Below are 13,241 nucleotides of genomic sequence, written 5' to 3'. Positions count from 1 at the left end.
TATCCCATGAAAATTCTCATCGCTTCGACACCTGCGACGGGCCATCTCAATCCGCTGCTCGCCATCGCGCGCATTCTCGTCGCAGAGAACCACGAGATTGCCTTTCTGACGGGGACCGCTTTTCGTGCCCGTATCGAAGCCAGCGGCGCGCAGTTCTTCCCGCTTCCGGCAGCCGCGGATTTCGACCTGCGGGATATTCTCTCGGTGGTCCCCGAACTGAAGAGCCTTCCTCCGGGGCCCGACTGGCGGCGCATCGCGTGCGAGCGCATCTTCGTCGACCCAATCCCGGCGCAGAACCAGGGCCTGTACGCGGCGCTGGAGCATTTTCAGGCCGACATCATCGTCGGCGACGACATGCTGTTCGGTATCCTGCCGATGCTACTCGGACCGAACGAGATGCGGCCTCCGATCGTGCTGTGCGGAACGTCGTTTCTTCACTGGGAACGCGATGACGGAGCACCGAACTTTCTCGGGCTGCAGCCTGCGACCACAGAGGAGCAGCGCCAGCAATATGCTGTTCTCGCCGGAGAATATGACGCGAACGTCGATCAGCCAGTCCTGCGCAATTTGAACAGGGTGCTGAAGAGCTTCGGCGTCGGACCTGTGTCAAAGCCGATGTTCCATTCAGTCATCGAGTTCGCCGACGCCTATATGCAGTTGTCGGTGCCCAGCTTCGAATTTCCGCGGCCGTTTCCGCCCAATGTGCATTTCGTCGGAACGCCGCCGATCATTCCGCGTCAGGCGCCCCTGCCGCCGTGGGCGCAAGAGCTCGATGGGTCGCGCAAGGTCGTGCTGGTGACGCAGGGCACTGTGGCCAATCACAATTTGGGATTGCTGATCGCGCCGACACTCACCGCGCTTGCCGACGAGCCTGACGTGCTGGTCGTGGCGACGACCGGCGGTCGCCCGGTCGAAGCGATCCCCGCAGCCGTCCCGTCAAACGCACGGCTTGCCACCTACCTGCCGTTCGAATGGCTGCTGCCTCGCGTCGATGTGCTGGTTACCAACGGCGGATATGGCAGTGTCAACCAGGCCATGAGCTTTGGAATTCCGCTGGTCACGGCGGGCACGACCGAGGACAAGGCCGACGTCAACGCGCGCGTGGCATGGTCCGGCGTCGGCATCGATCTCGCGACCAACGAGCCGACGCCTGAAGCGATCCGCGATGCCGTGCGCACAGTGCTCGACCGCCCCGCCTACCGCATGCGTGCCTCGCGAATGGCCGACGAATTCGCGGACATCGACACGCGAGCTGAGGTTCTCCGGATCATCAGCCGTCTCGTGGACGATCGCAAAGCATCTCGGCGTGCCGGCACGCTCGAATCCGGCCGCGGCCGCCGCGTCGCCCGGTAAATTCGCCTGGTCCAACACGGGAGGGGAGCGCGGCTCCCCTCCGCCCCCCACTCAACCCGAGGCGCGCGCCGTTGCCGCGCCGTCAAAGTCCAGCACGGGCGCGGCCGCGAGCAGCGCCTTGGTGTAGTCGTGCTGCGGACGGTCGAAGATATCGTCGCGCGAGCCTTGCTCGACAATCCGGCCGCCTTGCATCACCACGACCCTGTCAGCCACCTGCTCGACGGCCGCGAGATCGTGGCTGATGAACAGGCAGGCAAATCCATATTGGAGCTGAAGCCGCTCGAACAGTTTCAGCACCTGCCCCTGGATGGTCATGTCGAGTGCCGAGACCGGTTCGTCCGCGACGACAAAGGCCGGCTCGCGCACGATGGCGCGTGCGATCGCGATCCGCTGCCGCTGCCCACCCGACAAATCGTGGGGCCAGCGCTTGCCGAGACCGTCAAGCCCGACCTCCTCCAGCATCGCTGCGACACGCCGGTCGCGTTCGCCGGCCGTCAATTGCGGCACGTGGCGAAGCGGCTCGGCGACGATCTCGCCGACGCGCATGCGCGGATCGAGCGAGGAATAGGGATCCTGGAACACGAGCTGCGAAGCGAGGCGAAACTCACGGTCGATGGTTGCCGTCACCTCCCTGCCCCGGAACCTGATCGCGCCGCCTGACGTCGGAATGAGACGCAGCATCGCCCGACCCAGCGTGGTCTTGCCGGAGCCGCTGCCGCCGACCACGGCGACCGTTTCGCCGGCTGCGATGTCGAGGTCAACGCCGTTGACGGCCGAGACACCGGCATCTCGCCGGAACAGCCGCTGCCGCCCGACGAAGCCGACCTTGAGGTCTCGCACGCTGACAAGAGGCTCGCCGATTTGCTGTGCTTTGGTCGTGGCGCCGCGACGCGGCAGGGCTTCCACCAGACGCCGGGTGTAGGCCTCTTGCGGCGAGAACAGGATTTGTCGCGTCGTGCCGGTCTCGACCATCTTGCCCTGGCGCAGCACCAGCGCGCGCTGCGCATAGCGCGACACCAGGCCGAGATTGTGGGTGATCAGCAGCACCGACGTGCCGTGACCGCGGGCAAGCCCAACCATGAGATCGAGCACCTCGCGCTGGGTCAGGGTATCCAGCGCCGTCGTTGGTTCGTCCGCGATCAGAAGCTTCGGCTTCAGCAGCATCACCGACGCCAGCATGATACGCTGGCGCATGCCGCCGGAGAATTCATGCGGATAGGCGTCAAAAGTCCGCTCGGGATCGCGGATCTGTACGCGCGCGAGCATGTCGAGGCAGCGGCTGCGGATCTCGCGCTTTCCCAGCCGTTCGTGCAGGCCGAGCCCCTCCGCCATTTGCGCGCCGACGCTGATGGCCGGGTTGAGCGAGACCATCGGCTCCTGGAACACCATGCCGACAGTCGGTCCACGCAGCGCGCGCATCTGACGCGCAGAGACGTTCGCGAGATCGATGCCATCGAGCACGATCCGGCCGCCGGCCTTGCGAAGACCCGACGGCAACAGGCCGAGCACGGCACGGGCCGCCGCAGTCTTTCCGCTGCCGGATTCGCCAACGACGGCCAGGAACTCACCGCGTTCGACGGCGAAGGAGACGTCGTCCACAATGACAGCCTTGTTGGCGGACACCTCGATGCGCAAATTCTCGACTGACAGCAGCGTCATCCCTGCGCCATCCTGGGGTCGAGGCGATCGCGCAAGGAATCGCCGAGCAGATTGATGCCGAGCAGCGTCAGCGCGATGCACAGGCCCGGTGCGATCGAGAGCCAGGCCGCCGTCTCCATGAACGGACGGCTCGCCGCCAGCATGTTGCCCCAGGTCGGTGCCGGCGGCGGCACGCCAAGCCCTAAGAAGCTCAGCGCGCTCTCGGCCAGCAGCACCCAGCCGAACATGCTGGTCGCGAGCACCGCGACCGGCGCGATCGCGTTCGGCATCACATGGCGGATCATCGAATAAACTTCCGAATTGCCGATGACGCGCGAGGCCTCGACATATTCCTTTTCGCGGATCGAGAGCACGGTGCCGCGCACCACGCGGACCACCGACGGGATGTAGGCGAGACCCAGCGCGAGGATCAGGCCGGTCTTGTTGGCGCCGACCACGATCATCACGGCGAGCGCCAGCAGGATGCCGGGAAACGCGAGCAGTGCGTCGGTCACGGCCATGATGATCCGGTCGACCCAGCCCCTGATATAACCAGCCGTGCAGCCGACCATCACGCCGATCGTAACGGCCAGCAGTACCGTGAGCACGGCAATCACCACGCTGGCGCCGGCACCGACCATGACGCGGCTCAGCACGTCGCGGCCGAATTCATCCGTGCCGAACCAGTGGAGTGAAGACGGCGCCTGCAGCCGCGCGCGCAGATTGATGCGCAACGGGTCGAACGGCGTCCAGAAGGCTCCGGTGATGGCGGCGCCGAGCAGGAATGCTATCAAGACGCTGCCGATCGCGGTGTTGGCGCGCACCCTCATGCCACCGTCACCCGCGGATCGAACAAGGGATAGCAGAGGTCGACAATAAGGTTCACGACAACATAGATGACGGCGGTGAACAGCAGGCAGCCCTGCACCACCGGATAGTCGCGCGCGAAGATGGAATCGACCAGCAGCCGGCCGAGGCCGGGCAGCGTGAACACGGTCTCGATCACAGCGATACCGCCGAGGAGATGGCCGAGTACGAGGCCGATCAGCGTCCAGGTCGGGGCAAAGGCATTGGGCAGCACGTGGTGAGCCAGCACCCGCCATTCCGGCACGCCCTTGGCGCGCGCATGCGTGACATATTCGAGCCGCAGCACCTCGATGGACGCAGCGCGTGCCATGCGTGTGAGCACGCCGATCTCGACCATGGTCAGCGTTGCGATCGGCAACACGATGAAGGCTGCGGCCTGCCAAAAGTTTTCGGTGAACGGGACATAACCGATCACCGGCAGCCATTTCAGCTTGAGCCCGAACAGGAGCAGCAGCAACAGGCCGAGCCAGAAGCTCGGGATCGACAACAGCAGCGTGGCGCCGCCGACGACGGAGAGATCAAGCAGGCTGTTCTGCTTCCAGGCCGCGACGAGCCCGGCCGGGACCGCGATGCAGGCCGCTGCCGCAACCGCCACCAGCACGATGACGGCGCTGACCTGGAAACGCTCGAGAATGAGCGGCAACACCGCAAGATTGTTGGTGATGGAGTGCCCGAAATCGCCGGTCGCAAGTTTGGCGATCCAGTGCATGAACTGAACCGGCATCGGCTGATCGAGCCCGAGCTGGGCGCGCAGCTGCGCCGCCTGCGCGGGATCGGCGGCGTCACCAAGCATCACCTGCACGGGGTCGCCGGGAATGAGCCGGACCAGCGCAAACACCCCGATCGCGACCAGCAGCAAGGTCGGGATCGTCATGAGCAGCCGTCTTGCGAGATAACCCAGCATGCCGCGCCCTTGCTACTCGACCGTGACGCCCCAGAACCGCGGCTCCGGATAGAGCCAGCCGGCATAGCCCTTGATACTCTTGCGCAGCGCCGTCAGCTCGGAGCCATTGAACAGCACGATCATCGGCACATCGGCGATGAAGCGCTTGTGCATCTCGTCGAACAGCGCCTGCCGCTTCGCGGTGTCGTCGATCATCATCGACTGGCGCAGCATCTCCTGCCCCTCCGGATTGTCCCAGACCTTGCGCGGCTGCGACGCCTTCGGGCCGGTCAGCATCTCGAAGCTGAGGGAGGGATCGAGCCGCGCCGAATAGACGAAGGCCATCGACTGGTAGTCACCGCGATTGTAGCGGTCGAGCTGCGCCGCCCAGTCCATCACTTCGAGCTCGATATTCATCCCGACGCCTTGCGCCATCGCCTGCACCAGTACGGAGGCGTCGAACACAAAACTGTAGCGCTTGTTGGTGATCATCTTGATCGGCTGGCCGCGATAGCCGGCCTCCACCAGCAGCTTCTTGGCTTCCGCGATGTTCTGCTCGTAGCCGTGCGACTGCACCTCGCCGTAGAAGGGGCTGCCGAGCGGCAGTGCTGAATTGTTGGGGCGGGCCGTGCCCAGCATCACGGCATCGACGATCTGCGCGGTGTCGATCGACAGCGCGATGGCGCGGCGGATCCGCACATCCTTGAGCAGCGGATCTTTGGTCTGGAACAGGATGCCGGTCAGGCTCAGTGACGGGGTGATGCTGAGCTGCACCTCAGGACGTGACTTGAGATCCTCGAGATCGGGGATCGACAGGCTCATGACGACGTCGAGCGAGCCGCTGAGCAGCCCTGCCTTCGCGGCCGAACTGTCCGGGATCACGTTGAAACGCACGCGATCAACCTTGACGTCCTTAGCGCCGGTATAGCCGGTGCGTAGCTCGCTGCGCGAGACGTAGCCGTCGAAGCGGACGATATCGACATACTGCCCTCGCTTCCACTCGGCGAGCTTGAACGGGCCGGTGCCGATCGGCGCGATCCACTTGCCGTCAGGTCCGACGGAATCGCGATGAATGACTGCGGTCTGGCCGCAATCGGGCCGCGCTATGGTCGGGAGGAACAACGCCGTCGGCTGATCGAGCGTGATGGCGACGGTTTGCGGATCGGGCGCCTCGACCTTCTCGATCCGCGCGATGCCGGTCGCGCTGAATTCGGACAGGCAGCGCCATTGCGTCGCCGGGTCGAGCCAGCGTTTCAGCGACCAGACCACGTCATCCGCAGTCATGGTCGCGCCATTGTGGAACTTGACGCCTTGCCGCAGGCGGAACGTGTAGGTCTTGCCCTCGTTCGAAAGGGCCCAGCTGTCGGCCAGCATCGGGCCGATCGAGGTATCGTCGCGGAAGGCGACCAGCCCTTCCACGATGTGCGCGACCACGGCGTCCGTGTTCGCATCGCGGTTGGTGCCGGGATCGGTGGAGCGGATGTCGGCGTTGAGCCGCGCCCTCAACAATGTCTCGGCGCCGGCTCTCCCCAGCATGGCCCACAGGGCCAATGCGGCCAGACCGACCGCCCATGCCGGCGACGGCCGCCGCCGGCGCATCACGCTGCCCCCGCCGCAGCTGACCGCTCGAACGCCGCTCGCCCGGTCTCGTCGATATCGAGCCGGTACTCGGTGAACTCGCGATTAAGCGACGGCAGAGGTGCTGCCTGCATCAGACCACTCGCTGGCTCCATCAGAATCATCGCCACGGTGGCACTGAGATTGTTGCTGAGATTGCGCCGCGGCGGGCGGCAGACCGACCAGGGATAGGCGAACTCGTCGAACAGGGCATTCTTCACGGTATCGAAGGTGATGCGGCCGATATGGGGCTGGAGCAGATCGCGAACGCGGATGTCGCGGTAGAGACTGTCTGGCGTCTCGGCGATGCCGGTGTCCTTCAATTTGCCGAGCGCGACCGGGCTCACGAAATGATTGGCGTGGGCCAGGAGGCCGTTCTGCGGATGAACCTGGAACGTCTCGTCAGGTGCGCACTCGAAGTCGATCGCAACGCCTTCGCGGTGGCTGACGATCATGTTGTTCGCCGCGGATTTCCTGGTGCTATAGACCGCGCGCATCGCGAGCGCGAGGTGCTCGTTCTCCAGAACCTTGCGACGGATCAGCGCCAGCGGCACGCCGGCCTGGCGGTAGTCGCGGTCACTTTGGAGATAGTTAGCGGTGATCGCAATGCCGACGGCATTGAAGCCGCAGCGGCCGAGTGCGCCGGCCTCGGTGAAGGTCATGAGATCCGGGCCGTCGTCGCGCAGGACCTTCAACACCACCGCCGTCTCGGCGCATTCGCGCTTCCAGTCCCAGTTCTGGGCATGAATCAGGCGACCACTGGCGGTCGCCTGCGGCATCACGACGACGCCGGTGCATCCATCCGGATCTTCCGGCGTCTTCAGCCGTGCGCGGATCGCCGGGTTCGCAAGCTTGATGATCTCGGTGCGGGCGTTGAGCAGGACGATATCCTCGAACGGGACATCGGCGCCCTCGGCGATGCCGCGCATCTCCTCGATATAGCTCGGCTCAAAGGCTTCGATGACGGGGAGATAATCCCGCACCAGCTCGGCCACGCCCTTCGCGTCGAGCGAGAGCTCCTTCAACTGCGCGAAATAGTGCGTGGTCCCCTTCTTGATGCGGGCCACCGCCTTCTGCCCGTATTGGCGTCCACGCTCGCGCGGCGGACCGGAGATCTCGATCAGGGGAAAGGGTTCGACCATGGGACGCCAGGTTCCTTTTGAAGTTCCTTTTGCTTTTGAAGGAAGCGTACTGTATTTTGTGATGACATGAAACAAAAATCTTCCAGCCGGGCAAAGGCGGGCCCAAGCCGTCTCCAGCGCGAATTGTCGGCCGGCATCATGGAGGTGATCCGGAGCGAGGGACTTGCGCCCGGCACCCGGCTCGCCGAGGTCGCGCTCGCCGAGCGCCTGCAGGTTTCGCGCACGCCGGTGCGCGCGGCGTTGAAACTGCTTGCGACCAGCAGGCTGGTGCGATCCGGGAAACACGGCGGCTATTTTGTGACTGATGCAGTGGCCGCCTCCCACAAGCCGCTCCGCTGGCCTGCCCCCGACAACACCGACCGGCTATTCCTCGCAATCGCGAGCGATCGCCGGGCCGGCCGGCTACCGGATGAAGTCTCCGAGCACGACCTGATGCAGCGCTACGCTGCAACCCGGCCAGTCGTGCAGCGCGTCCTCACCAAGCTTGCGGAAGTGGCCGCCGTCCAGCGCAAGCCAGGGCACGGCTGGCGCTTCCATCCGATATTCACGGATGAACACGCGCGCCACGAGAGTTACCGATACCGCCTCATGATCGAGCCGGCCGGCCTGCTCGAGCCCGGCTTCCGGCTCGATCCCGCCTGGACCGCTGACATGCGCCGCCGTCATGAGGAAGCGCTGACGATGCCCTGGAATGAAGCTGCGACCATCCCGCTCTACGAGATCAATGCAGCCTTTCATGAAGGCCTCGCGGCGGCATCAGGCAACCGCTATCTGCTGGTGGCCATTCAGCAGCAGAATCGGCTACGGCGCTTCGGCAACTACGATTGGACGTTTGGCCACGAGCGCGTGCTTGTGAACAGCCGCGAGCACCTTGCCATTCTCGATCAACTCGAAGCCGGCCAGCACGAGGCCGCGGCCGCGCTGTTGCGCAGGCATCTCGAAAGCGCTGCGAAATTGAGGCACCGCTGGCCCAATGCGACCACCGACTGAACAACAAGCAAGAAGCCCCATGCTTGCAAATGCCTTCGCTTCCAACAGCCCCCTCACCCGCGAGGCCATGGAGCCGTTCTGGCTGCCAATGACGCCGAACCGGCAATTCAAGGCGAAGCCGCGCATCTTCGTCGGCGCCGAAGGCATGCATTACGTCACTGACGACGGCCGGCGCATTCTCGACGGCGTGGCGGGGCTGTGGTGCGTGAATGCGGGACACGGACAGCGACGGATCGCCGAGGCGACGTGCTGCCGCCACCCGTCGGTTATCTCGAACGGCTGCGCCAGATCTGCGACCAGCACGGCATTTTGCTGATCTTCGACGAGGTGATCACCGGGTTCGGCCGCCTGGGCGCAGCCTTCGGCGCCAATGCGTTCGGCGTGACGCCCGATCTCATCACCTGTGCCAAGGGCATGACCAACGCCGCGGTGCCGATGGGCGGCGTCATCGCCAGCGGCAAGGTCTATGACGCGCTGATGCAGGGGCCGGAGAACACCATCGAGCTGTTCCACGGATATACTTATTCGGCCCACCCGCTCGCCTGCGCGGCCGGCCTTGCCGCACTCGACGTGTACCAGGACCTCGGCCTGTTCGAGCGCGCACACCGCCTCGCGCCGGTGTGGGAGACCCATGCGCATGGCTTGCGCGACCTGCCCCACGTCATCGATATCCGCAACTTCGGATTGCTGGCCGCGATCGATCTGAAGCCACGCGAGGGCGCACCGGGTGCACGCGGCGCCGAATGCGCCGGCCGCTGCTACGAGGATGGCATCCTGATCCGTGGCAGCGGCGACACGCTGTTGATCTCACCGCCGCTGATCATCACCGAGGAGCAGATCGGCGACATCTTTGCCGCCATCCGCCGGGCGCTGGGCAGCATCGGCTAGTTCTTTATCACGCCGGCAGCGCATCGAGGTGGCAGGCCACCCATTGCTCGCCCTCGGCCGAACGAAGCTGCGGCTCTTCGGTCCGGCAGCGATCGAACACGTAGGGGCAGCGGGTGTGGAAGCGGCACCCGCTCGGCGGATTGATCGGGCTCGGCACGTCGCCGCCGAGGATGATGGGATTGCGCTGCGCACCGGGCTCCGGCAGCGGAACCGCCGAGAGCAGCGCCTTGGTGTAGGGGTGCCTTGGCGCGGCAAAGATCTCCCGGCGCGGCGCCACCTCGACGATCTTGCCGAGATACATCACCGCGACGCGATGGGTCATATGCTCGACGATCGCGAGATCATGGCTGATGAACAGCAGCGCTAGGCCAAACTCGCGCTGAAGATCCTGCAGCAGGTTGACGATTTGCGCCTTGACCGAGACGTCGAGCGCAGAGACCGCCTCGTCACAGACGATCAGCTCGGGCTCGGCCGCGAGCGCCCGCGCAATGCCGATGCGCTGACGCTGGCCGCCGGAGAATTCGTGCGGCCTGCGGTTGAGCGCTTCCCGCGGCAGCCGCACCGTGTCCATCAGCGCCGTCACGCGCGTCTCGATATCGGCCGCCGATTTCGCGAGGCCGAAATTGCGGATCGGCTCGGCCAGGATGTCGCGCACGCGCATGCGCGGATTGAGGCTCGAGAACGGATCCTGGAACACCACCTGCATGCGTTGCCGCAGTTGGCGCATCGTGCTCGGATGCGCGTCGTCGATGCGCTGGCCGTCGAGGATCACCTGGCCGGAGGTCACGTCGAACAGCCGCAGGATGGCGCGGCCGACCGTCGACTTGCCGCAGCCGGACTCGCCGACCAGCGACAGTGTCTCGCCGCGTGCAATCTCGAAGGACACGCCGTCGACCGCATAGACCCATTCGGACTTGCGGCCGAAGAGACCCCTATTGACCGGAAAGTGCTTCTTGAGGTCGTTGACCTGGAGCAGCGGAGGACTCATGCCGCGATTGCCCCCTTGGCGGAGTAGTGGCAGGCGGCGATATGGCGAGGCGCCTTCTCTTCAAGCCCCGGCGCATATTGCCGACAGAGATCGGTCGCCAGCGCGCAGCGGCCGGCAAAGACACAGCCAGTGATGGGCTTGCGCAGATCGGGCACCTGCCCGGGAATTTCGGCAAGCCGCCTCGCGGCGCCGGTCAGCGAGGAGCCGAGCCTCGGCACCGCGCCAAGCAGGCCCTGCGTATAAGGATGACGCGGCGAACGGAACAGCTCGGCCACCGGCGCCTCCTCGACCTTGCGACCCGCATACATCACCATGACGCGCTCGGCGATCTCGGCGACCACGCCGAGATCGTGGGTGATCAGAATGATCGCCGCACCCACGCGGCTCTTCAGGTCCAGCATCAGCTTCAGGATCTGCGCCTGGATGGTCACGTCGAGCGCGGTTGTCGGCTCGTCCGCAATCAGAAGCTTCGGATTGCAGGCGAGCGCGATCGCAATCATCACGCGCTGGCGCATGCCGCCGGAGAGCTGGTGCGGATATTCGCGCACGCGCCGCTTCGGCTCGGGAATGCCGACCAGCGTCAGCATTTCGATCGCGTGCACCTCGGCGGCCTGCTGGTCCAGACCCTGATGAATCATCAGCGTCTCGCGGATCTGGCGACCGACCGTCAGCACCGGATTGAGGCTCGTCATCGGCTCCTGAAAAATCATCGAGATATCGTTGCCGCGGATGGCGCGCATCTCGCGATCCGAGAGCTTCAGGAGATCCTTGCCAGCGAAGCGGATAGAACCGGCAATCCTGCCCGGCGGCTCCGGGATCAGCCGCATCAGGGACATCGATGTCACCGACTTGCCGCAGCCGGACTCGCCGACAATGGCGAGCGTCTCGCCCTCGTTGACATGGAACGACACGCCGTCGACCGCACGGTTGATGCCGCTGGGGGTCCGGAAGTGGGTTTGAAGGTTCTCGACTTCGAGCAACGCCATCGCGATCAGCTCCGCAGCATCAGAGGCTCTTGGCCATGCGCGGATCAAGCGCATCACGAAGACCATCGCCGAGCAGGTTGACGGCGAGCACGGTGACGGACAGAAACGCCGCCGGGAAGAACACGATATAAGGCTTGACCTGCCACAGGGCGCGGCCTTCGGCCATGATGTTGCCCCAGGACGGAATGGTCGGCGGCGTCCCCGCGCCGATAAAGGACAGGATCGCCTCCGTGATCATGGCACTGGCGCAGATGTAGGTCGCCTGGACCAGCATCGGCGCGAGCGTGTTGGGCAGGATATGACGCAGGATGATCATCGGCGTGCGTGTGCCGCAGGCCACCGCCGCATCGACATAGGGCTGCTCGCGCAGCGACAGCACGACGCTGCGGACAAGGCGCGAGACGCGCGGGATCTCGGCGATGGTGATCGCCAGAATGACGTTGCCGACGCTGCCGCGCGTCAAGGCCATCAGCGCGATCGCCAGCAGGATCGGCGGGATCGACATCAACCCGTCCATGAAGCGCATCAGGATGCCATCGGCCCAGCGAATGAAACCGGAGACGATCCCGATGGCGAGCCCGGCGGCAGAGGCTAGCACCGCCACCGAGAGGCCGACCGTCAGCGACACCCGTGCACCAAACAGCACGCGCGAATAGATGTCGCGGCCAAGCACGTCGGAGCCGAACCAGAAAGCGGCCGAGGGCGCGCGGGTGCGCTTGGCGGGCGCGAGCGCGGTCGGATCGACTGTCCAGAGATACGGTGCGAAGATCGCAATCAGAACGAGTGTCAACAGCAGCGCACCGCCGATCGCGACCGTCGGATGGCCGCGCAAAAAGCCGATGATGCCACGCCGGATCACAACAGGCCGAAGAATCTCGGGCAATTGAGGGGCGAGGACGAGGCCCGGAGGCAGCGCGTGCGGGCTGACGGTCGTATCGGTCAATAGCGGATCCTCGGGTCAACGAGCGTGTAGGTGACGTCGATCATCAGATTGACGAGGACGTAGACGAAGCTGAACAGCAGCACGATGCCCTGGATGACCGGATAGTCGCGGCGCAGGATCGCATCGATCGTGAGACGGCCGAGGCCGGGGATCGCGAACACGCTTTCCGTCACGACCGCACCGCCGATCAGCAGCGCGATGCCGATCCCGATCACGGTCACGATCGGCACCGCCGCGTTCTTCAAGGCGTGAACGAACAGGATGCCGCCCTGCCCCATCCCCTTGGCGCGCGCGGTGCGGATATAGTCCTGCTGCAGGACTTCAAGCATGGTGGCCCGGGTGATGCGCGCGACCAGCGCGATGTAGACACAGCCGAGCGCGATCGCCGGCAGGATCAGGTTTTGCAGCCACGGCCAAAAACCCTCCGTGAGCGGCGTGTAGCCCTGCACCGGAAGCCATTCGAGCTCCAGCGCGAAGACGTAGGCAAGGACATAGCCGACAACGAAGACCGGCAGCGAGAAGCCAAACACGGCGAACGCCATAATGGCGCGATCGATGAAGCTTCCCGCCTTCCAAGCCGCGACCACCCCCAACGGCACCGCGACGACGATCGTGAGCAGAAGCGTGACACACATCAGCGACAGCGTCGGACCGAGACGCTGCCCGATCATCGTGGAGACCGGAAGGTTGGTGAAGATCGAGGTGCCGAGATCGCCGTGCAGGATGCGCCAGACCCAGCTTCCGAACTGAATCAGGAAGGGCCGATCGAGGCCGAGGCTCTGGCGGATACGCTCTACATCCTCCGGGCTTGCCTGATCGCCCGCAATCACCACGGCGGGATCACCCGGCGCGATGTAGAGCAGGCTGAACACGAACAGTGCAACAATCGCCATCACCGGCAAGGTGGAGACGATGCGCCGGAGGATATAGGAGAGCATCTGGCCTC

General features: G+C 65.0%; 11 protein-coding genes and 1 pseudogene. 3 read left to right on the top strand and 9 right to left on the bottom strand.

Going from position 1 to position 13,241, the window contains the following annotated elements; translation table 11 throughout:
* Positions 1-6 precede the first annotated feature (6 nt).
* Positions 7-1,353, top strand: a complete 1,347-nt coding sequence (locus V1280_RS44825; RefSeq protein WP_334537537.1) for a glycosyltransferase — start codon at positions 7-9, stop codon at positions 1,351-1,353.
* Between the two features lie 51 nt (positions 1,354-1,404).
* Here the strand turns inward: V1280_RS44825 and V1280_RS44820 are convergent, their stop codons facing one another.
* The 5 genes from V1280_RS44820 to V1280_RS44800 are packed head-to-tail and all read right to left on the bottom strand — an operon-like array spanning position 1,405 to position 7,500.
* Positions 1,405-3,012, bottom strand: coding sequence for an ABC transporter ATP-binding protein (locus tag V1280_RS44820; RefSeq protein WP_334537535.1), 1,608 nt, complete (start codon positions 3,010-3,012; stop codon positions 1,405-1,407).
* Entirely contained in the window at positions 3,009-3,821 is an 813-nt protein-coding gene (locus V1280_RS44815; protein ID WP_334537533.1) for an ABC transporter permease, read from the bottom strand. The genes V1280_RS44820 and V1280_RS44815 overlap by 4 nt, the downstream gene beginning before the upstream one ends.
* Entirely contained in the window at positions 3,818-4,762 is a 945-nt protein-coding gene (locus tag V1280_RS44810) for an ABC transporter permease (RefSeq protein ID WP_334537531.1), read from the bottom strand. The genes V1280_RS44815 and V1280_RS44810 overlap by 4 nt, the downstream gene beginning before the upstream one ends.
* Positions 4,763-4,774: 12 nt before the next feature.
* Positions 4,775-6,340 carry an ABC transporter substrate-binding protein gene (locus V1280_RS44805; RefSeq protein ID WP_334537529.1) on the bottom strand — a complete coding sequence of 522 codons (1,566 nt, stop codon included), beginning with the start codon at positions 6,338-6,340 and terminating at the stop codon, positions 4,775-4,777.
* A complete protein-coding gene (locus V1280_RS44800) occupies positions 6,340-7,500 on the bottom strand; it encodes a C45 family peptidase (RefSeq protein WP_334537527.1) in 1,161 nt (386 codons plus the stop codon). The genes V1280_RS44805 and V1280_RS44800 overlap by 1 nt, the downstream gene beginning before the upstream one ends.
* A 66-nt stretch (positions 7,501-7,566) precedes the next feature.
* On the opposite strand from V1280_RS44800, the gene V1280_RS44795 reads away from it, so the two are divergent.
* On the top strand, positions 7,567-8,490 hold the full coding sequence (locus tag V1280_RS44795; protein WP_334537526.1) for a GntR family transcriptional regulator: 924 nt from the start codon (positions 7,567-7,569) through the stop codon (positions 8,488-8,490).
* 19 nt (positions 8,491-8,509) lie between these two features.
* Positions 8,510-9,378: pseudogene (locus V1280_RS44790) on the top strand (aminotransferase class III-fold pyridoxal phosphate-dependent enzyme).
* Positions 9,379-9,385: 7 nt separating this feature from the next.
* Here V1280_RS44790 and V1280_RS44785 read toward each other — a convergent pair.
* The 4 genes from V1280_RS44785 to V1280_RS44770 are packed head-to-tail and all read right to left on the bottom strand — an operon-like array spanning position 9,386 to position 13,233.
* Complete coding sequence (locus tag V1280_RS44785) at positions 9,386-10,366, bottom strand: ABC transporter ATP-binding protein (protein WP_334537524.1); 981 nt, start codon at positions 10,364-10,366, stop codon at positions 9,386-9,388.
* Positions 10,363-11,352, bottom strand: a complete 990-nt coding sequence (locus V1280_RS44780) for an ABC transporter ATP-binding protein (protein WP_334537522.1) — start codon at positions 11,350-11,352, stop codon at positions 10,363-10,365. Before V1280_RS44780 ends, V1280_RS44785 begins: the two co-directional genes overlap by 4 nt.
* 19 nt (positions 11,353-11,371) lie before the next feature.
* On the bottom strand, positions 11,372-12,295 hold the full coding sequence (locus tag V1280_RS44775; RefSeq protein WP_334537520.1) for an ABC transporter permease: 924 nt from the start codon (positions 12,293-12,295) through the stop codon (positions 11,372-11,374).
* A complete protein-coding gene (locus tag V1280_RS44770) occupies positions 12,292-13,233 on the bottom strand; it encodes an ABC transporter permease (protein ID WP_334537519.1) in 942 nt (313 codons plus the stop codon). Before V1280_RS44770 ends, V1280_RS44775 begins: the two co-directional genes overlap by 4 nt.
* Between the last annotated feature and the right edge of the window lie 8 nt (positions 13,234-13,241).

Source organism: Bradyrhizobium sp. AZCC 2230, assembly GCF_036924495.1.
GTDB lineage: Bacteria > Pseudomonadota > Alphaproteobacteria > Rhizobiales > Xanthobacteraceae > Bradyrhizobium > Bradyrhizobium rifense.
This window is presented reverse-complemented; position numbering and strand designations above follow the sequence as displayed.

Coding starts and splice junctions, on each gene's coding strand:
- V1280_RS44825 (WP_334537537.1), top strand. CDS start 7: ATGAAAATTCTCATCGCTTCGACACCTGCGACGGGCCATCTCAATCCG.
- V1280_RS44820 (WP_334537535.1), bottom strand. CDS start 3,012: ATGACGCTGCTGTCAGTCGAGAATTTGCGCATCGAGGTGTCCGCCAAC.
- V1280_RS44815 (WP_334537533.1), bottom strand. CDS start 3,821: ATGAGGGTGCGCGCCAACACCGCGATCGGCAGCGTCTTGATAGCATTC.
- V1280_RS44810 (WP_334537531.1), bottom strand. CDS start 4,762: ATGCTGGGTTATCTCGCAAGACGGCTGCTCATGACGATCCCGACCTTG.
- V1280_RS44805 (WP_334537529.1), bottom strand. CDS start 6,340: ATGCGCCGGCGGCGGCCGTCGCCGGCATGGGCGGTCGGTCTGGCCGCA.
- V1280_RS44800 (WP_334537527.1), bottom strand. CDS start 7,500: ATGGTCGAACCCTTTCCCCTGATCGAGATCTCCGGTCCGCCGCGCGAG.
- V1280_RS44795 (WP_334537526.1), top strand. CDS start 7,567: ATGAAACAAAAATCTTCCAGCCGGGCAAAGGCGGGCCCAAGCCGTCTC.
- V1280_RS44785 (WP_334537524.1), bottom strand. CDS start 10,366: ATGAGTCCTCCGCTGCTCCAGGTCAACGACCTCAAGAAGCACTTTCCG.
- V1280_RS44780 (WP_334537522.1), bottom strand. CDS start 11,352: ATGGCGTTGCTCGAAGTCGAGAACCTTCAAACCCACTTCCGGACCCCC.
- V1280_RS44770 (WP_334537519.1), bottom strand. CDS start 13,233: ATGCTCTCCTATATCCTCCGGCGCATCGTCTCCACCTTGCCGGTGATG.